The organism is Pseudomonas sp. LBUM1651, from assembly GCF_059716135.1.
The window spans coordinates 234,082-252,545 of sequence record NZ_CP166805.1 but is presented as its reverse complement, the minus strand read 5'-3'; the positions used below and the strand labels follow the sequence as shown (position 1 = coordinate 252,545).

The 18,464-nt window shown below is 58.8% G+C and carries 18 protein-coding genes and 1 pseudogene; 12 read left to right on the top strand and 7 right to left on the bottom strand.

Annotated features, from left to right (window positions below):
• Nucleotides 1–29: 29 nt before the first annotated feature.
• From ACA066_RS01230 to ACA066_RS01215, 4 genes are all read left to right on the top strand, one after another.
• Complete coding sequence (locus ACA066_RS01230) at nt 30–917, top strand: LysR family transcriptional regulator (protein WP_084318268.1); 888 nt, start codon at nt 30–32, stop codon at nt 915–917.
• 93 nt (nt 918–1,010) lie between these two features.
• Nucleotides 1,011–1,850 carry a formate dehydrogenase accessory sulfurtransferase FdhD gene (fdhD, locus tag ACA066_RS01225; protein WP_497697807.1) on the top strand — a complete coding sequence of 280 codons (840 nt, stop codon included), beginning with the start codon at nt 1,011–1,013 and terminating at the stop codon, nt 1,848–1,850.
• The gene (locus ACA066_RS01220; protein WP_497697806.1) at nt 1,847–4,195 is read left to right on the top strand and encodes an FdhF/YdeP family oxidoreductase; all 2,349 of its coding nucleotides are present in this window, start codon (nt 1,847–1,849) and stop codon (nt 4,193–4,195) included. The genes fdhD and ACA066_RS01220 overlap by 4 nt, the downstream gene beginning before the upstream one ends.
• A 354-nt stretch (nt 4,196–4,549) precedes the next feature.
• Nucleotides 4,550–5,032: a glycine zipper domain-containing protein gene (locus ACA066_RS01215; protein ID WP_497697805.1), complete on the top strand. Its 483-nt coding sequence runs from the start codon at nt 4,550–4,552 to the stop codon at nt 5,030–5,032.
• 69 nt (nt 5,033–5,101) lie between these two features.
• On the opposite strand, the gene ACA066_RS01210 is transcribed toward ACA066_RS01215, so the two are convergent.
• The 4 genes from ACA066_RS01210 to ACA066_RS01195 form a co-directional block, all read right to left on the bottom strand.
• Nucleotides 5,102–5,533 (bottom strand): acyl-CoA thioesterase, encoded by a 432-nt coding sequence (locus ACA066_RS01210; protein ID WP_497697804.1) that lies wholly within the window; start codon nt 5,531–5,533, stop codon nt 5,102–5,104.
• Between the two features lie 180 nt (nt 5,534–5,713).
• Complete coding sequence (locus ACA066_RS01205) at nt 5,714–6,940, bottom strand: 3-hydroxyacyl-CoA dehydrogenase (protein WP_497697803.1); 1,227 nt, start codon at nt 6,938–6,940, stop codon at nt 5,714–5,716.
• Between the two features lie 237 nt (nt 6,941–7,177).
• Nucleotides 7,178–9,112 (bottom strand): RecQ family ATP-dependent DNA helicase, encoded by a 1,935-nt coding sequence (locus tag ACA066_RS01200; RefSeq protein ID WP_497697802.1) that lies wholly within the window; start codon nt 9,110–9,112, stop codon nt 7,178–7,180.
• 291 nt (nt 9,113–9,403) lie between these two features.
• A complete protein-coding gene (locus tag ACA066_RS01195; RefSeq protein ID WP_497697801.1) occupies nt 9,404–9,907 on the bottom strand; it encodes a polysaccharide deacetylase in 504 nt (167 codons plus the stop codon).
• A gap of 298 nt (nt 9,908–10,205) precedes the next feature.
• On the opposite strand from ACA066_RS01195, the gene ACA066_RS01190 reads away from it, so the two are divergent.
• The 6 genes from ACA066_RS01190 (at nt 10,206) to ACA066_RS01165 (ending at nt 13,711) form a co-directional block, all read left to right on the top strand.
• The gene (locus ACA066_RS01190; protein ID WP_497697800.1) at nt 10,206–10,481 is read left to right on the top strand and encodes a hypothetical protein; all 276 of its coding nucleotides are present in this window, start codon (nt 10,206–10,208) and stop codon (nt 10,479–10,481) included.
• 64 nt (nt 10,482–10,545) lie between these two features.
• Complete coding sequence (locus ACA066_RS01185; RefSeq protein ID WP_497697799.1) at nt 10,546–10,716, top strand: antitoxin PaaA2 family protein; 171 nt, start codon at nt 10,546–10,548, stop codon at nt 10,714–10,716.
• Between the two features lie 179 nt (nt 10,717–10,895).
• A complete protein-coding gene (locus tag ACA066_RS01180) occupies nt 10,896–11,192 on the top strand; it encodes a hypothetical protein (RefSeq protein ID WP_497697798.1) in 297 nt (98 codons plus the stop codon).
• A 185-nt stretch (nt 11,193–11,377) separates the two neighbouring features.
• Complete coding sequence (locus tag ACA066_RS01175) at nt 11,378–11,755, top strand: DUF1493 family protein (protein ID WP_497697797.1); 378 nt, start codon at nt 11,378–11,380, stop codon at nt 11,753–11,755.
• A gap of 193 nt (nt 11,756–11,948) precedes the next feature.
• Nucleotides 11,949–12,443: a helix-turn-helix domain-containing protein gene (locus ACA066_RS01170; RefSeq protein ID WP_497697796.1), complete on the top strand. Its 495-nt coding sequence runs from the start codon at nt 11,949–11,951 to the stop codon at nt 12,441–12,443.
• Complete coding sequence (locus ACA066_RS01165; protein ID WP_497697795.1) at nt 12,440–13,711, top strand: type II toxin-antitoxin system HipA family toxin; 1,272 nt, start codon at nt 12,440–12,442, stop codon at nt 13,709–13,711. Before ACA066_RS01170 ends, ACA066_RS01165 begins: the two co-directional genes overlap by 4 nt.
• Nucleotides 13,712–13,946: 235 nt before the next feature.
• On the opposite strand, the gene ACA066_RS01160 is transcribed toward ACA066_RS01165, so the two are convergent.
• Together ACA066_RS01160 and hslO are read right to left on the bottom strand one after the other, a co-directional pair.
• Nucleotides 13,947–15,488 (bottom strand): phosphoenolpyruvate carboxykinase, encoded by a 1,542-nt coding sequence (locus ACA066_RS01160; RefSeq protein WP_497697794.1) that lies wholly within the window; start codon nt 15,486–15,488, stop codon nt 13,947–13,949.
• Between the two features lie 179 nt (nt 15,489–15,667).
• On the bottom strand, nt 15,668–16,570 hold the full coding sequence (gene hslO / locus ACA066_RS01155) for an Hsp33 family molecular chaperone HslO (RefSeq protein WP_497697793.1): 903 nt from the start codon (nt 16,568–16,570) through the stop codon (nt 15,668–15,670).
• A 103-nt stretch (nt 16,571–16,673) separates the two neighbouring features.
• Between hslO and ACA066_RS01150 the strand changes: the two are divergent.
• Nucleotides 16,674–16,916, top strand: a pseudogene (locus ACA066_RS01150) (phosphatase PAP2 family protein); the annotation flags it as partial.
• A gap of 235 nt (nt 16,917–17,151) precedes the next feature.
• Here the strand turns inward: ACA066_RS01150 and ACA066_RS01145 are convergent.
• Nucleotides 17,152–17,559 carry an RNA-binding S4 domain-containing protein gene (locus ACA066_RS01145; RefSeq protein ID WP_017335914.1) on the bottom strand — a complete coding sequence of 136 codons (408 nt, stop codon included), beginning with the start codon at nt 17,557–17,559 and terminating at the stop codon, nt 17,152–17,154.
• 116 nt (nt 17,560–17,675) lie between these two features.
• Here ACA066_RS01145 and rimA point away from each other — a divergent pair, with 116 nt between their 5' ends.
• Complete coding sequence (rimA, locus tag ACA066_RS01140; protein WP_497697792.1) at nt 17,676–18,455, top strand: S6 modification regulatory phosphodiesterase RimA; 780 nt, start codon at nt 17,676–17,678, stop codon at nt 18,453–18,455.
• Nucleotides 18,456–18,464 lie beyond the last annotated feature (9 nt).

The following is an 18,464-nucleotide window of genomic DNA, read 5'->3' as shown; positions in this document are numbered from 1 at the left end:
TCCCGACCTTCCCGCGCCCTGGAGCGAAGATGGACATCAAGCAACTGAAATTCCTCATCGCCCTCGACGAAACCCGGCACTTCGGCCAGGCCGCCGCACGTTGTCACATCACGCAGCCGACCCTGTCCATGCGCCTGCGCAGCCTCGAAGAAGAGCTGGAGTTGCCATTGGTCAACCGTGGCCAACGCTTCGAAGGTTTTACCGCGCCTGGCGAGCGGGTGCTTGCCTGGGCGCGCACCGTGCTGGCGGCCTGTGACGGTTTGCAGGCCGAGGCCGCTGCCTGTCGCGGCAATCTGGTCGGTACGCTGCGTCTGGGCGTGGTGCCATTGTCGAGTTTCGATCCGCTGCCCCTGCTGCAACGCCTGCACGCCGAACACCCGAACCTGCGTTTCGAACTCTCGGCGCTGAGCTCCGAGCAGATCCTCGAACAACTGGCGAACAATCGCCTGGACCTCGGCGTGTCGTACCTGGAACGTCTGGACGCCGAGCGTTTCGATTCCCTGACCTTCAGCGAAACCCGCATGGGCCTGCTCTACGATCAGCGCTTCTTCACATTCGGCGAGGCACCCCTGAGCTGGGAGTCGCTGATCGAACTGCCGCTCGGCATGCTCACCAGCGGCATGCATTTCCGCCAATCCATCGACCACAATTTCCACAGTCGCGGCCTCACCCCGCAACCGCTGTTGCAGACCGATGCCGTGCATCAACTGTTACAAGCCGTGCATGGTGGTTTGTGTTGCGCCGTGATGCCGCTGGATGGCGGCCTGGAAAACCTGACCGATCATCTGCGTTTACAACCGATCGAAAACGCGCAGACCCTCGGCCAACTAGGGCTGATCATGCGTCGCAGCGCGCCGCGGTCGGCGCTGGCGGAAGCCTGTTTTGCGATCTATCAGAAATCGCCAACCATCTCTTGATCGACGCCATCTATCGGCAGATCAGTAATAGCGATTAGACGCGACAACTTGACGCGCATAGGCTTAAACCTGACTAAACCGTCGGTGATGCTCATGAACGCCAAGCGTCCTGTTTGCGCGGCGCCAGCCCTCGAAACGCCCGCGCCCGCCGCCAGCCAAACGTACAGTTACAGTGATCTTCAATACATCGAATCGGCCAGCACAGCGCTGGCCGAAGAAGTCGCGCTGGCGATTGCCTATAACGGCATCAGCCAGGCGGTGATGCTGGTCACGCCGACGGACCTGGAAGACTTCATCGTCGGTTTCAGCCTCGGCAGCGGCATCATCGAAGACGCCTCCGACATTTATGACCTGCAACTGAGCGGCTCGGGTTCGGCGCAATACGCGCAAGTGACCATCGCCAACCGTGCCTTCTGGAACCTCAAGCAGCAGCGTCGGCAACTGGCCGGCACCAGCGGTTGCGGGCTCTGTGGCGTGGAAGCGGTCGAGCAGGCCTTGCCGGATCTCAAGGTGTTGCCCGGCGCGCCTCTGCCGCCCGCCGAATGGCTCGATGGTTTGCGCCAGCGCATCGGCGCGTTCCAGCCACTCGGCCAGCATTGCGGCGCGGTGCATGCGGCGGTGTTCATGAACGCCAATGGCGAATTGCTGCTGGGCCGCGAAGACATTGGCCGGCACAACGCCCTCGACAAACTGATTGGCGGGCTGATCCGGCAAAAAATTCCAACCACCGGCGGCCTGGCGATTGTCACCAGCCGTTGCAGCCTCGAATTGATCCAGAAAGTGTTGCGCGCAGGCATCCAGACCCTCGTCAGCCTGTCGTCGCCCACGGGCTTGGCCGTGCAATGGGCCCGTCGCCATAACCTCAATCTCATCCACCTGCCGCAGAAAAGTGCGCCGCGGGTCTACAGCCCTGCGTTGGAGAATCAAGCGTGAGTCAACATCGTCAAGCCGACCAGACACCCATCCCCCGCTACAAGCCCTACAAAGGCCCGGCCGGTGGTTGGGGCGCGCTGATCAGCGTTGCCCAGGCCTGGTTGACCAGCGACAACGCGCTGAAAAACCTGCGCATGATGCTCAAGACCAACAAGAACGGCGGGTTCGACTGCCCCGGTTGCGCCTGGGGCGATTCCAATGAAGCCGGCATGGTGGCGTTCTGCGAGAACGGCGCCAAAGCGGTGAACTGGGAAGCGACCAAACGCCGTGTCGACGGCAAGTTCTTCGCCAAACACAGCGTCACTCAGTTGCTGGAACAGAGCGACTACTGGCTTGAATATCAGGGCCGCCTGACCGAGCCATTGAGGTACAACGCCGAAACCGATCGCTACCAACCGATCAGTTGGGAAGATGCGTTTGCCCTGATCGCCAAGCATCTGCGCGGTTTGTCGAGCCCGGATCAGGCCGAATTCTACACTTCGGGACGTGCCAGCAACGAAGCGGCGTTCCTCTATCAATTGTTCGTACGCGCCTATGGCACCAACAACTTCCCCGACTGCTCGAACATGTGCCACGAGGCCAGCGGTGTCGCGTTGGCGCAGAGCGTTGGCGTCGGCAAAGGCACCGTGACCTTCGATGACTTCGAACACGCCGATGCGATTTTCGTCTGGGGCCAGAACCCCGGCACCAACCACCCACGGATGCTCGAACCGTTGCGCGAAGCGGTCAAACGTGGCTCTCAAGTGGTATGTATCAACCCGCTAAAAGAACGGGGACTGGAACGTTTCCAGCACCCGCAACACCCGATCGAAATGCTCACCAACGGTGACAAGCCGACCAACACCGCGTACTTCCGTCCGGCACTGGGCGGCGACATGGCGATCATGCGCGGCATGGCCAAGTTCCTGCTGCAATGGGAGCGCGATGCGCAGAAGGCGGGTGAGCCTGCGGTGTTCGACCACGACTTCCTCAATGAACATAGCGTCAACGTTTTGGAATACCTGGGCATCGTCGACGACACGTCGTGGGAACAGATTGTCGAGCAATCCGGCCTGCCCCTTGTCGAGATCGAAAAAGCCGCGCGCATGTACACCAAAGGCAAGAACGTCATCATGTGCTGGGCCATGGGTATCACCCAGCATCGTCATTCGGTGGCGACCATCCAGGAAATCGCCAACCTGATGCTCTTGCGCGGCAACATCGGCCGGCCGGGCGCAGGCCTGTGCCCGGTGCGTGGCCACAGTAACGTGCAGGGCGACCGGACCATGGGCATCAACGAGCGTCCGCCGGTGGCGTTCCTCGACGCCCTGGAACGTCGCTTCCAGTTCAAGGTGCCGCGTGAAAACGGCCACAACGTGGTTGAGGCGATTCACGCCATGGCCGAAGGTCGGGCAAAAGTGTTCATCGCCCTGGGTGGCAACTTCGCCCAAGCCACCCCTGACAGTCCACGGACCTTCAAGGCTCTGAGCAATTGTGACCTGACCGTGCAGATCAGCACCAAGCTCAACCGCAGCCACCTGGCCCACGGTAAAGACGCGCTGATCCTGCCGTGCCTGGGCCGAACCGACATCGACCGGCAAACCGAAGGCCCTCAAGCAGTGACCGTCGAAGACTCGTTCAGCATGGTCCACGCCTCCAATGGCCAGTTGGAGCCGCTGTCGAACCAGATGCGCTCGGAGCCAGCGATTCTTGCCGGTATCGCGGCCGCAACGCTGGGCAGCCACCCGGTGGACTGGAACTGGCTGGTGGCGGACTACAGCCGCATCCGCGACCTGATTGCCGACACCATTCCCAACTTCAAGAACTTCAACGAGAGGATCAAGAACCCTGGTGGCTTTTACCTCGGCAACAGTGCCGGTGCGCGCAAATGGAACACCGCGTCAGGCCGGGCCAATTTCCGCCCGAACGTATTGCCCAAGGACCTGGTGCACGAACGCACCCGCGCCACTGGCGTAATGCCGGACCTGATCCTGCAGTCGATGCGTTCCCACGATCAATACAACACGACGATCTATGGCCTGAATGACCGTTATCGCGGCGTGAAAGGTCAGCGCGACGTGTTGTTCGTCAACGAAGCCGACATCATTCGTCTGGGCTTCAAGCCTGGCCAGAAGGCCGACATCGTGTCGATCTGGGACGATGGCGTTGAGCGTCGGGTGAAGGGCTTCACGCTGCTGGCGTTTGATATTCCTGCTGGACAGGCTGCCGCGTATTACCCGGAAGTGAACCCGCTGGTGCCGCTGGAGAGCACTGGGGATGGCAGCCATACGCCGACGTCGAAGTTTGTGGCGATTCGGTTGGAAGCGGCGAGTGAGACTGGGTTGATTTTGGCCAAATCGGCTTAACGCGACAGCAGGTCCGGCCTCTTCGCGGGCAAGCCTTGCTCCTACAGGTTTCGTGTTGTTCGCATTTTTTGTACACGACGAGAGTCCTGGAGCAAGGCTTGCCCGCGAAGGCGTCCGATATGGCAACACATGATCGGGACCATTCAAGCACTTTCCAAACGCCCACAAAAAAGGCCGTTTTTTCACAAAAACGGCCATTCCGAAGTAGCTAAAGACCGGCGAAAAACACTTAAGTTCCGGCTTAAAAACAGCAACTTAGGTATATCTTTTGAAGTCGTGTCATTCGTCGGATATCGATTGTAAGCACCATGCCTCAGCCTCAGGATCGCGCCGTCATCCCCTTGAGGTTCCTCTATGAAGTTCTCCTCGATTCTCTTGTTGTCCCTTGGCCTGGTCAGTGGCTTCGCTTCTGCCGGAGGCACCACCGAAGCAGGTGTGGGCGGCGCATTGGGCGGGGTTTTGGGCTCGGTCGTCGGTCAATCGTTAGGCGGCAACACAGGTTCAACCATTGGCGCAGCCTTGGGCGGCGCGGGTGGTAGCGCAGTCGGCGCAGACAAACGCAGCCGTGGCGAAGCGGCCATTGGCGGTGCGTTGGGCGCAGCGGGCGGTAACGTGGTCGGCCGCAGCATGGGCGGCACCACCGGCAGCCTGATCGGCTCCGCAGCAGGCGGCGGCGCCGGTGGCGCGCTGGGTAACTACATGGGTAACAAGAGCGACGAGGAAGATGATCGTCGTAACCGTGGCGATCGCCGCTCCTACCGTGATGGGCACCATGATCGTGGCCACCATTACGGCCATCGCAAGCACAAGCACAAACATCGCTACCACGACGACTGAGGCCTGAGTCGCCTCGTTTACCGGTAGATCAAAATATCGCAGTCCAACGGCTGCGATTTTTTTTGCCCGTCAAACCACCAACCGCTCCAGCGCCCCGCGTAACCCGGCAGGAATGGCCACCGGCAGATTCGACGTCCGATCCACAAACACATGCACGAAACGCCCCGCCGCACAGGCTTCGTCTTCACCCGCCTTGAACACCGCCAGTTCGTATTGCACCGAACTGTTGCCCAACTTGCCCACCCGCAAACCGATCTCGATCGGGTCGGGGAAAGCGATGGAGGCAAAGTAATCACAAGCCGAACTCACGACAAAACCCACGACTTCACCGTCATGAATATCCAGGCCGCCGACTTCGATCAGATAGGTGTTCACCGCAGTGTCGAAGAAGCTGTAGTAGGTGACGTTGTTGACGTGACCGTAGGCATCGTTGTCGTGCCAGCGCGTGGTGATGGGCTGGAAGTGCGGGTAGTCGGTGCGTTGGGGCATCGGGTTGGACATCAGGGACGATTCCTGGAGTTGGATTGCGAGTTTAAGGTGAAAACCGCTTTATCGTTCTTCGCCGGCAAGCCGGTCTCGCTCCCACAAGAGATCTTGGTCGTCCACAAACTCTGTGTTCACTGAAGATCAACTGTGGGAGCGAGCCTGCTCGCGAAAGCGCCGGCACAGGCGCTCTATCAATCACCTGTCAGCAAACCCCTTCCCTACCGCCGCCAACTCCCCAATCAACCGCGCCGGCTGCCAGTGATCACCCTGCCGGGTTTCAAGCGCCAACAACCGCTGATGAACATCCGCCAACCCCTGCTGATCCGCCCAGGCCATCGGCCCGCCCTTGTCCGCCGGGAAGCCATAGCCGTTGAGGTACACCAGATCGATGTCGTGCGCCGATTCGGCAATCCCTTCCTGAAGAATCTTCGCGCCCTCGTTGACCAGTGCCAGCAAACAGCGCTCGAGAATTTCCTCAGTTCCGATCTCGCGACGCTGGAAGCCCAATCCTTCGCTGACGGACAGCACCAGCGCATCCACCTCCACATCGTGCTCAGCCTGGCGACTGCCCGCTTCGTAGTGGTAATAACCGTTGCCACTCTTCTGGCCGAAACGCCCCAGTTCGCACAGGCGGTTGTCCACCTGGACTTGCGGCGCATCCTGCCCGACACCGGCCAGCTCCCGCGCGCGCCATTGCAGGTCGATGCCGACCACGTCGAACATGCGAAACGGCCCCATGGCGAAACCGAATCCCTGCAGCGCCGCATCCACTTGATAGGGATAAGCGCCCTCAAGCAGCATCTTGCGCGCTTCGAGCACATAGGTATTGAGCATGCGGTTGCCGATAAACCCCTCGCAGTTGCCCGACACCACGCTGACCTTGCCCATGCGCTTGCCCAGTTCCAGCGCGGCATCCAGCACCGCCGGCGCAGTCTGTGCGCCACGAACGATTTCCAGCAATTTCATGATGTGCGCCGGGCTGAAGAAGTGCAGCCCCAGCACTTGTTGCGGACGGCGAGTGGCCGCGGCGATCGCGTCGATATCCAGCGCCGACGTGTTGCTGGCCAGAATGGCTTCGGGTTTGAGCAGGCCATCCAGTTCGCGGAAGATTTTCTGCTTGAGCTCAAGGTTTTCGTACACCGCCTCAATCACCAGATCGACATCGCGGATCGCTGCGTAATCGGCAGCCGCCGAGATCCGTGCAATACGAGCGTCCGCCTCGGCCTGATCGATCCGCCCCTGACGCACGTTGTGTGCGCAGGTCTCGGCCACAGTGGCCAGAGCCTGTTCAAGCATCTGCGGATTGTTATCGACCCACTGCACCGGCACCCCGGCGTTGGCCAGGCACATGACAATGCCACGGCCCATGGTGCCCGCACCGATGACGGCGGCGCGCTGAATGTTGAACGGTGTCTGGCTCATGGTTGTTCTCTTGTTTTCGATCCAAAGACAGTCCCCACCATAGTCAGCCACCGGGCTTTTTTGAAATTTATTCCTGTGATGGGGGACATTCAGCGGATGGATGTCTCCCGAAAACACCGCTCCCCCTTGTAGGAGCGAGCTTGCTCGCGATGGACTAAAGCGCAGCGCGTTTATTCAGGAAACACGCGATATCGTTAACGTCCATCGCAAGCAAGCTTGCTCCTACAGGGACACGGCTCAGCGTGCCAGATGTTGTTCGGACCAAGTTCGCACTTCGCCATACGGATAATCCTCCAGCGCCGCAAACCCCGAAATCGACCGCGCCTTGAGCCTGGTAAACAGCGGCACACTGATCCCGCACAAAAACCGCGTCACGCGCTCGGCTGAGGGAACACTGCCCACGTGCTGTTCATGCTTGTGGATAAAATCACCGCACAGCGCCTCGAAGTTTTTATCCACAAGCGCCGGCAACTCGGGTGGTGCGGGCAGCCGCGCCACGTGCCCGTGACACACCGAACAATGCCCGCACTGCTGCGGCGCGTTTTCGTCGCCGAAATACTCGGCCAGGCGATAACCCAGGCAATGGTCAGTGGCGAACAGATCCAGCATGGCGTGGATCCGCGCGATCTCGGTGCGTTCGTGCTGGGTAAAACAGGCGTGCAGTTCGGCACTCAACACCTGACTGTCGAAGTCCGTTTGCAACAGGCTGTAGACCTCGGTCATCTGCTTGCTTTCCAGCTCGACCCAGCCCTTCTCCTGGAAATAATCCAGTGCCTTGACCACCCGATCGCGCTCGGCTCGATGCTGCTCGTACAACGCATCGAAATTAACCGTGGCCCAGGTCCGCGCGCGAGTGGAAGTCTGGATGATTGCCGCAACGAAGTCCTTGCGCTCACCCTCGAAGCGGGTCAGCAAGTCTTCCGGCTCCTGCAAATACTTGAAGCGGTATTCGGCGTAATAGGCGTAACGCGGGGTGATGATCCTGCGTAGCTCCAATTGCACCAGCAAGGTCTTGAGCGGTAACTGGCGGATATTGCTCTGATCGGCCAACGGTCCCAGCAGAAACTCCCATTGCCCTTCAGGCGCAGCGGCTTGCAATTCGTCGAGCACGTGAAGGATGCCGTCCAATTCCGGCGTGTCGCCGTAGACGAAGTTTTCCAGCACGTTGAGGCTGTCGCGGTTGGCCAGTACCAGGCAGTCCGACGGTTGTCCGTCACGCCCGGCGCGACCGATTTCCTGACTGTAGTTTTCGATGGATTTGGGCAGGTCGAAATGCACCACGTTGCGGATGTCACTCTTGTCGATGCCCATGCCAAACGCGATGGTCGCGACGATGCAATTGGACTGACCGCCCATGAAGCGCTTTTGAATCGCTTCCCGTTGTTCATGGGGCAAACCGGCGTGATACGCCTCGGCCTGAATGCCATTGCGACCCAAGTGTTCGGCGATGTGCTCGGCGGTTTTCTGCAGGGTGACGTAGACAATGCTCGGCTGGCCGGGACGTTCACGCATCCATTCGACCAGGCGTCGGCGTTTGTCCTGACCGCGCACCGGCTCCACCAGCAAGTTGAGGTTCGGCCGATAGAAACCGGTGGTGACCACGTCTTCAGGGGCGATGGCGAATTTCGCCTCCATATCCGCGATCACTTTCGGGGTCGCGGTGGCGGTCAGCAGCAACGCCTGGGGGATGTTGAACTGGCGCTGGTAGTCCGGGAGCTTGAGGTAGTCGGGGCGGAAGTTATGGCCCCACTCCGAGATGCAATGCGCCTCGTCCACCACCAGCAACGAGATCGGCACTTGCTGCAGGAAATTGCGAAAACGCTCGTTCTTCAGACGCTCCACGGAAATCATCAGAATCTTCAACTCGCCGGACTTGGCGCGGGCCATCACATCGCTGGCATCGTCGCGGCTCTGGGCCGAATCGATACTGCCCGCTGCGATACCGTGACGCTGAAGAAACGCCAACTGATCCTGCATCAACGCCAACAACGGCGAGACCACCAGCGTCAGGTGCGGCAGCAACACCGCCGACATCTGGTAACACAGGGACTTGCCTGAACCCGTGGGGAAAATCGCCGCCGCCGAGCGCCCGGCCAGTACAGCGCTGATCGCCGCCTCCTGGCCGGGCCGAAACTGTGGATAACCGAAAACCTGTTCCAGGGTGTTGTGCATAAGCTGTCACTCCGTTGACCGCTGCGAAGCCCAAAGCCTAGCCGGTGATCGCAGCGAGTCGAGAAAAGGTCGGGGGCGAAAACGATACGGGATGATACAGCGGATGGTGCGGGGAGGATTACGGGGTTTGAGGAATATGGCGGCTTATAGATCGCTATCCCCGGCAAGCCGGTCTCGCTCCCACAGTTGATCGTCAGTGAACCCGGATTTTTCGTACGACCCGGAACCCTTGTGGGAGCGAGCCTGCTCGCGATGAGGCCAGCCCATTCACCACAATAGTCATGAAACTACTCAGGGCACCAACACCGCCACCCGAAGCTGCTCATTCAACGCCTGCTCATGAAACACCTGGCTCTTGCTCGCCCAAGCCGCATGAGCCGGACTGATTTCGCCGGTGAACGCCGCCGCCAACTGACGCAAATCAGCGACGCTTCGCACACGCGGGCAGAACGGTTCGCCGTCGCAGTTCTGGCTGGCGTTGCGGTAGGTGGTCAGCAACCGATCCCACAGCCCGTCACGCACCTGTCGCACAGACTTGAGCTTCACCGCCTGCACGCCCAGGCGCTGTTTCAGACCCTGTTCGTCCAGCGCTTCGCTGGCCAGCAGCGCCTTGCCGAACATCAACACCTCGGCGCGGGACGCAGTGTCCATGTTCGCTTGAGTGGTGAGAGCGTCCGGCCAACCGGTGCGGTCCATGTTGGCCAGCACCATCGAGTTACCTGCGTCAGCCGCGCCCGTCAAACGACAAACACCCGCCCACAACAACAAAACCGAGGCCATACGTAGCCACTGCATACCTAATTCCCTTTAAGTGCTTAACCAGGCATTTTCGAAATGCCCTACAGATTCTGGCGCGCACGATACAGAGGTTTGCTGCGCCGCGCCTGACAAACTCGTAGGAAATTTCACCTATAGGGGTTTAGCTGTTAAAAACCTCGTTAAACACGTAGGGCCATTCCCCAAAAGCCAGTAAAACCCCCTACGAATCCTGTCGATTGCGGCCGTATTGCCGCAGCGTGTTATCCCCCTCATAGTTTTCGCCGCGGCTGAAACAGTGTGTCGGCCTGCCAGACTTCCTACAGGACGGACCCAGATGCAAGACCGCTATCGCCCACTTAAAAGCAGCTACAGCGACACTCCTGTCCTGGTCATCGACACCGAGGCCGACCCCCACGAAATCCTCGACGCCGCCCGCCAACGCATCCGCGCCGCCAGCGACCTGCTCGAAACGCTTTACTGCCTGTGCTTCAAACAGGCCGATGCGAGCGACATCCCGAACATCGTCAGCGCGCTATACCTGCTGACCCAGGACGGCAACGAACTCCTCGAAATCGCCCGCCAACGCCTCCCGAAAATCACCGCGGGTTAACGCCCCACCACACACCCCTGTGGGAGCGAGCCTGCTCGCGAAGAACGATAACGCGGTGAACCTGATGAAAACCAAAACGCCCGAAACTCAACCATCGCCAGAAGAAAAAGCGGCCTACGACGCATGGTTCCGAGCACAAGTACAAGCCAGCCTCGACGACCCTCGCCCAAGCATTACGGACGAAGAAGCCAGGCAGTTGATGGCAAGCAAACGCGAAAAATTGCGCAAGAGATAAGTCCGTAGGCAACGCCCTATCAAAGCTTCATCCCGGTCCTACAACAGAAGACACCTTGTCGCCTATCGCCAACTGGACACTCGTATCTATAGTCGGACTGTCGCTGCCAATTCAGCGACTCGGGCTTGGTCACCCGAAAAGAGAGAGCTCACTTTCCCATTACGTTGAGGTGTTCTTCAGTGACCACATTAAATCCGTTTCCAAGCCGCTACCGCCCACTCAAAACAAACCTAACCGATACCCCAGCCCTGATCATCGACACAGAGGCCAACCCCAAAGACCTCCTCGAAGCGGCCCTCCAGCGTGTCCGAGCCTCCAGCGAACTGCTCCGAACCCTGCACTGCCAATGCTTCGAACAAGGCGATCTCGAAGACATCCCCCACATCACCCACGCGCTCTACCTGTTGGCCCAAGACGGCTGCGACCTGCTCACAGTCGCCCAACAACGCATGATGGGCTGGAAAGCGCCTGCCTGAAGCCGAACAAAGATCGTTCCCACGCTCCGCGTTCGGCTCTTGGGACGCAGAGCGTCCCGGGCTGCATTCCCACGCAGAGCGTAGGAACGATCACCGACAAGACAAACTGCAACAGTTTGCTCCCGTTCTTCCCAGCGAGCCTGACGACCAATAAGATCCGCCCAAGCCCAACCGGACGCACCCGAATGAACCTCACCCCCAACTTCCCCGACGACCACACCATGCACCTGCTCATGCAGCTGCTGCACGAAGAACTCGGCCTGCCCGAACGCAAAACCATCAGCCTCAGTACCTCGATCAACTTCGATTTGGGCTGCGACGGCGCTGACGCCCGGCATCTGATGGAAGCGCTGGAAGAACAGTTCGGGGTCGATTTCGTGGACTACGATGCCTATCGCTACTTTCAGCCGGAAGGGTTCGATGTGTTCCTGAAACGCCGAACCAAAGGCCGTGGCGACAAGGTGCCTTTAACCATTGGCATGCTTTACCAAGCGACTCAGGCGCAACGATGGGATACACAAGCGCTGGAGAGCCTGCAGCACTTAGGTCATCACCGAAGCTAAATCCGAACCTAAGTGGCAATATTCTGGCTGTTTATCATTATTTCAGCTGGAATAATGGTTGTTACGATGAACTAGCAAAACCAAAATATTGCAGCGTCAACCGAGAGAAGCTCCCCGCGGGGGGACCGGCACAAACACCAATAAGTGCTATTATTCTGGCAGTTAAGCCTGAAAAATGAAGGAATAATGGCACATGGCAAAGAAAACAGCGCCACTCCTGCCCGCAGCAGCCAAGCTGCTCTCCGAGTTTGGGGAACGACTGAAACTCGCTCGGCTGCGCCGCAAGCTGACAGCCAAGCAGGTAGCCGAGAGGGCTGGTATGTCCCTGACGACGCTGCGCTCTCTGGAATCGGGTGGATCAGGTGTGACGATGGGCGCCTATTTATCAGTGATGCAGGTGCTGGGGCTGGAGAAAGACTTGAGCACGCTCGCCGCAGCGGATGAACTGGGCCGCCAACTGCAAGACGCTCAATTGATCCCAGGAGCAAACCTCGCCGTCAACAAACGCCAACGAGCACGCAGTGTGACTCCCGCAAAGACATCACCACCTATTCGCGACAGGGAGACGAGGGCATCTGATAGTCCCACCTCAAAATCGGACCTCGCTGCTGATTTCCCTTTGAACACCCACTCTTTGTCCAGTTTATTAACCAAGAAAAAACCTAAACCTACGACGGGTAAAAAATGACACGGATCGCGGTGTATGCCGATTGGGAGTCCTTGAATGGCCCAAGGCGTCTTGGGTTCCTCCATGCCAGAAAGGCTCACTCCAGCAATGTATTCGAGTTTGAGTACGACGCCGCAGCACTAGCCGATCCCGAATTGAACTTCACATCGCTGGATCCGCGCATCGGGCTCTTCGAAGGCCGACAGTTTCCCGGTCAACATCAAACCCGGTTTGGCGTTTTTGCCGACTCAAGCCCCGATCGATGGGGCCAATTGTTAATGAAGCGGCGCCTGGAGCGAGACATTCGTGAAGGGTTAACTCCTCAAGGCACCAAACTATACGAATCGGATTTCCTTTTAGGCGTTCATGACCTCTTCCGGGTCGGAGCTATCCGCTACAAGCTCAATGATGAAGGCAACTTTCTAGATGATCGCGACGGTTTGGCCGCTCCGCCTTTCGTTGAATTACGCGCATTAGAGGAAGCAAGCCGCGCCTTGGAAAGCGATCCGGACAACACGTCTCCCGATGGGCGAGAGTGGCTGAGGATGCTGATAGCACCCGGGGGTTCATTAGGAGGCGCCAGACCCAAAGCCAGCGTTGCTGACGAGCGTGGTCATTTGTGGATCGCCAAATTTCCGAGCACTCGCGATGACTATGACGTAGGCGGCTGGGAAATGGTGGTCAATGCCTTGGCAAATCATTGTGGCTTGCGGGTCGCGACCGGCACTGCACGCCGCTTCGCGAGCGATCATCACTGCTTCATGGTCAAGCGTTTCGACCGTACCGAACAGGGTGGCCGACTGCATTTTGCTTCAGCCATGACCATGACCGATCGCGTTGACGGTGACGACGCATCGGTCGGTGCGAGCTACCTTGAGTTAGCAGAAGTGCTCATGGAGCATGGCTCGGAAGCCAACGCGGATCTTCGCGAGTTGTGGTCCCGTATCGTGTTCAACATCCTGGTCTCCAATACCGACGACCACCTGCGCAACCATGGTTTTATTCTTGATCCCGGTCGAGGGTGGCGCCTGTCTGACGCCTACGACATGAACCCTGTGGCACACGCTGATGGGTTGAAGCTCAACATCACAGATGCGGACAACGCTTTGGATCTCGAACTGGCTCGTGAAGTGGCCGAGTACTTTCGGGTAAGCCGTGCAGATGCGGAGGAAATTATTGAGAGTTTCCAAGAGGTAGTCAGCCAATGGCCAACACTGGCCAGTGCGTTAGGGCTATCAAAGCGTGAGCAAGACAACATGGCACCAGCGTTTCGTCTTTCCGGAAATTGACCCTGGCATTACGCGCCCACAAAAAAAACCGCCCCAAAGGGCTAATGCCGGTCAGTTAAGCAGATTTGTAGGAGCGAGCTTGCTCGCGATGGACTTCAAGGCGACGCGTTTATCCAGAAAATACGCGTTATCGTTAACGTCCATCGCGAGCAAGCTCGCTCCTACAGGGGGCAGCTTTCGCCTAACTGATCGGCATTACCCCAAAGGGCGGCTTTCTCATTACATCAAACCAGTCTTACAACTTCGGCCCAGCCGCCTTGATCGCGTCGCTCACTTCGAACTTCTTGAAGTTCTCAACAAACAACCCGGCCAGTGCTTTAGCGGCTTCATCATAAGCAGCCTTGTCAGCCCAGGTATTACGCGGGTTCAACAGGCCAGTCTCAACGCCCGGTACGGCCAGTGGCACGTCGAGGTTGATGGTGTCGAGGTGTTCGGTTTCAGCACCGATCAACGCGCCGCTCTGGATCGCTGCGATCACGCCGCGAGTGGTCGGAATGTTGAAGCGTTTGCCGACGCCGTAGCCGCCGCCGGTCCAGCCGGTGTTGACCAGGTAGACCTTGGAGCCGAAGCCGCGGATGCGTTTGATCAGCAGCTCTGCGTATTCGCCGGCCGGACGCGGGAAGAACGGTGCGCCGAAGCAGGTGGAGAAGGTCGACTTGATGCCGCTGCCGGAACCCATTTCCGTCGAGCCCACCAGTGCGGTGTAGCCGGACAGGAAGTGGTAGGCCGCTTGTTCTTCGCTGAGGATCGAGACTGGCGGCAGTACGCCGGTCAGGTCGCAGGTCAGGAAGATCACAGCGTTTGGCTCGCCACCGAGGTTTTTCTCGGAACGCTTGGCAACGTGTTCCAGCGGGTAGGCGGCGCGGCTGTTCTGGGTCAGGCTGACATCGGTGTAGTCGGCGTGCTTGGCGTCGTCGATCACGACGTTTTCCAGGACTGCGCCGTGCTTGATGGCTTTCCAGATGACCGGCTCGTTCTTCTCGGACAGGTCGATGCACTTGGCGTAGCAGCCGCCTTCGATGTTGAAGACAACGCCTTCGCCCCAGCCGTGTTCGTCGTCACCGATCAGGTACCGGCTTTCGTCGGCGGACAGGGTGGTCTTGCCGGTGCCGGACAGGCCGAAGAACAGGGTCACGTCGCCCGCTTCGCCGATGTTGGCGGCGCAGTGCATTGGCAGTACGTCGGCAGCCGGCAGCAGGAAGTTCTGCACCGAGAACATGGCTTTTTTCATTTCACCGGCGTAACGCATGCCGGCGATCAGCACTTTCTTCTGTGCGAAGTTGAGGATCACGCAACCGTCGGAGTTGGTGCCATCACGCTCTGGAACGCATTCGAAGTTGGCAACGTTGAGCACTTGCCACTCATCACGGCCAGCCGGGTTGTACTTTTCCGGGTTGATGAACAGGCAACGACCGAACAGGTTCTGCCAGGCAGTCTGGGTGGTCATCTTCACGGCCAGGTAGTGATCTTCAGACGCACCTACATGCACGTGGGAAACGAAATGCTCTTGCGCGTTGTTGAACGCCTCAACGCGAGCCCACAAGGCATCGAACTTGTCGGCCGGGAACTTGCGGTTGATCGGGCCCCAGGCGATGGCGGCCTGGGTGGTCGGCTCTTCAACGATGAAACGATCGACTGGCGAGCGGCCGGTACGGTGACCGGTGCGAACAACCAGCGCGCCGGTATCGGCAAGCTCGCCTTCACCGCGATTCAGGGCTTCTTTAACCAGATCATCAACACTCAGATCGGTGTACACGGCGTTATTGGCTTGCGTCATGAGGTTCCCCGTCGGCCAGTGGCCGAGTGCTCCAAACGTTTTGTAGTAGAAAGTCGTGCACTACTACCGCGAAAAAAGTGGGCCGGATTATGCCAGAAAAGCCCAAAAAAAGTAGGGCCCTCCCGTCGTAACGGCGTTATTCCGGCACTATCCAGTGAATTTACCTGCGCTGAACCGTTTTAGTGACGGGTATCTGACGGCGTCTCGACACCCGCGCCAGCGAACAATTGACTGATATCGGCGGCATCGAACAGGTAACGCTGATTGCAGAACTGGCAATCGATCTCGATGTGGCCACCGTGTTCGATGACCAGTGCCTGGGCATCTTCCTGACCCAAACTGACCAGTGCATTGGCAGAACGTTCGCGCGAGCAGCTGCAACGGAAGCGTAGCTTCTGCACGTCAAACAGCCGAACCTGCTCTTCGTGGTAGAGGCGATGGAGCACGGTCTCGTTGTCCAGGCTGAGCAATTCATCGGCGGTCAGGGTGCCGGCCAGTGCAGTGACATGCTGCCAACTGGCGGCGCGTTCTTCTTCGTCTTTCAGACGGTCGGCGGGCAATTGCTGCAGCAACAGGCCACGGGCGCGACGGCCATCGGCGTACAGCCAGAAACGCGTGCCCACCTGCTGGGACATGACGAAGTAATTAGTGAAGCACTCCGACAGGGTTTCGCCATCCAGGTCGACGATGCCCTGGTAGCGCTGGCCTTGGGTCGGGTCGACGGTCAGCGCCAATACGCCATTGGGCATCAGATCGGCGAGGGTTGCTTCGGGGGCGATCTGGTCCGCCTCGTAACGGGCCAGGCCACGGATTTCGCGCTCGCTCGAGCATTCGATCATCAACAGTGGCACCGGGCCGTCGGAGCGGGCCTGGAGAATCAGCAAACCATCGAACTTCAAGGTGCCGACCAGCAACGACGCCGCTGCCATCAGTTCGCCGAGCAATTGTTTTACCGGTTCCGGGTAAGCGTGTTTGGCGAGGACTTCGGCGTAGCTGCGCTCCAACGACACCAGTTCGCCGCGGGTGTCGCTGTCATCGAAGATGAAGCGTTGGGTGTAGTCGGTATCCGGTAGATCGGTCATAGGTCTGGGTATCTGAAGTGATGACAAAATAATTACAAAACTTGAAAATTGCGCGTCCGCAGCACCGTTTTGGTGCGCGATGTTCAGCCATGGGAGGCATTTTATGAACAATCCGGGTTTGTTCCAAGCAAGGTGGAACGCCCGCCGGTTGGCATTCTGCAATGTTGTGCCTCTGGCACTGCTGGCCTTCTGGTTATGGCCTACGGGTCAGAGGCTGTGTGTGATTTTCGACGAGTGGCTGTTTCCCCCACTCGGTTCGCCGCTGGCGACTAACCCGATATGGCTGCACATCTGGGCAATTGCAAGTCTGCGACCCTTCGATGCGGTGGTCGGGGTGATCCTGCTTCACTGGTGATTTGGGGGCTGGCGTTGTTCGGCCTGCTGGGGAAAATGCCGATGGTTTCGCGGATGAGTGTGGTGCGTAGCGCCTGATTTTTTGTGCTGCCGGGCGAGTGCTGCGCACTCGATTCGCGGGCAAGCCTCGCTCCTACAGGGATTCGTGATCAACTGTAGGAGCGAGCGGTGCGACGATTCGACTTGCCCGCGAAGACGTCAGCCCAGACGACGCAGAAGCAACTGACTCACTCGTCGTTACTGCTCCCACGAAACTTAAACAAATCCCGCCGCTGTTTCTTGCTTGGCTTGCCATCGGTGCTTACGCCCAGCGAGCCCGCCTTGCGCATGGCCGCAGCCGCTTCGCGCTTGGCGATGCTGGCTTCGGTTTCGGCGTACAACGCCTGAGCCTCCGGCGCGCCACGGCGCACGATCGACAACGCCTGGACCACCACCGTGCGCTCCTCGAACCCGGTACGAATCTGAAACTCGTCGCCGATTCGCGGTTCCTTACCCGGTTTGCAACGCTCGCCACGGCAATGCACCTTGCCGCTTTCAATAGCCGCTTTCGCCAACGCGCGTGTTTTATAAAAACGCGCGGCCCACAACCATTTATCGAGACGGACCTTGTCGTCCTCTTCCTGTTTTTGTGCCACTTGAATTCCTCTTTCCGCCAATAGTCGGAACTGTACTACCGTTTCTGTCGGGCGCAACAACCCGGCCCTCCAGATAGAATGTGATCAAGGCCGGCTCACCGGCATGGAGTGATTGAGTGACTATATTTCCGGCTTCATTGACCTCACCCCAAGGCAGTTGCCAGGGCTGTCAGCAAAGCGAGCCGCTGGGCTTCGATTTTGCCTTTGCCTACCAACCGATCGTCGACTTGCGGGATCAGTCGATTTTCGCCTACGAAGCCTTGGTACGCGGCGTTGCCGGGGAAGGCGCACTGTCTGTGCTTGAGCAGATTACAGAGGCGAATCGCTACCGCTTCGACCAGCTCTGCCGGACCCGGGCCATTGAAGGAGCCGCTCGTCTAAACATGCAGACACACTTGTCGATCAACTTCATGCCCAACGCTGTATACCGCCCGGAACTCTGCATTCGCAGCACGCTGGAGGCCGCGAAAACACACAACTTCCCCATCGACCAGCTGATTTTCGAAACCCTGGAAAGCGAGCACGTAGATAACTATCGCCATTTGACTAATATTCTGCGTGAATACCGCGAATTCGGCTTCAAGACCGCCATCGACGATTTCGGCGCGGGCTACTCGGGGCTCAATCTGCTGGCTGATTTCCAACCGGACCTGATCAAACTCGACATGGCACTGATCCGCGATGTCGACCGCGATCGTGTTCGTCAGGCTATCGTTCGGGGGATTGTCACAATCTGTGCGGAGTTGGACGTTACAGTCATCGCCGAAGGCATTGAAAGCGCTGGAGAACGGGATTTCCTGGCGGACTGTGGAATTTTTCTGATGCAGGGTTACTGGTTCGCCAAACCTGCATTCAAAGCGTTGGCTCAGGTATCGCCTGAAGCCTGGACGCGATAATCGCCGGTT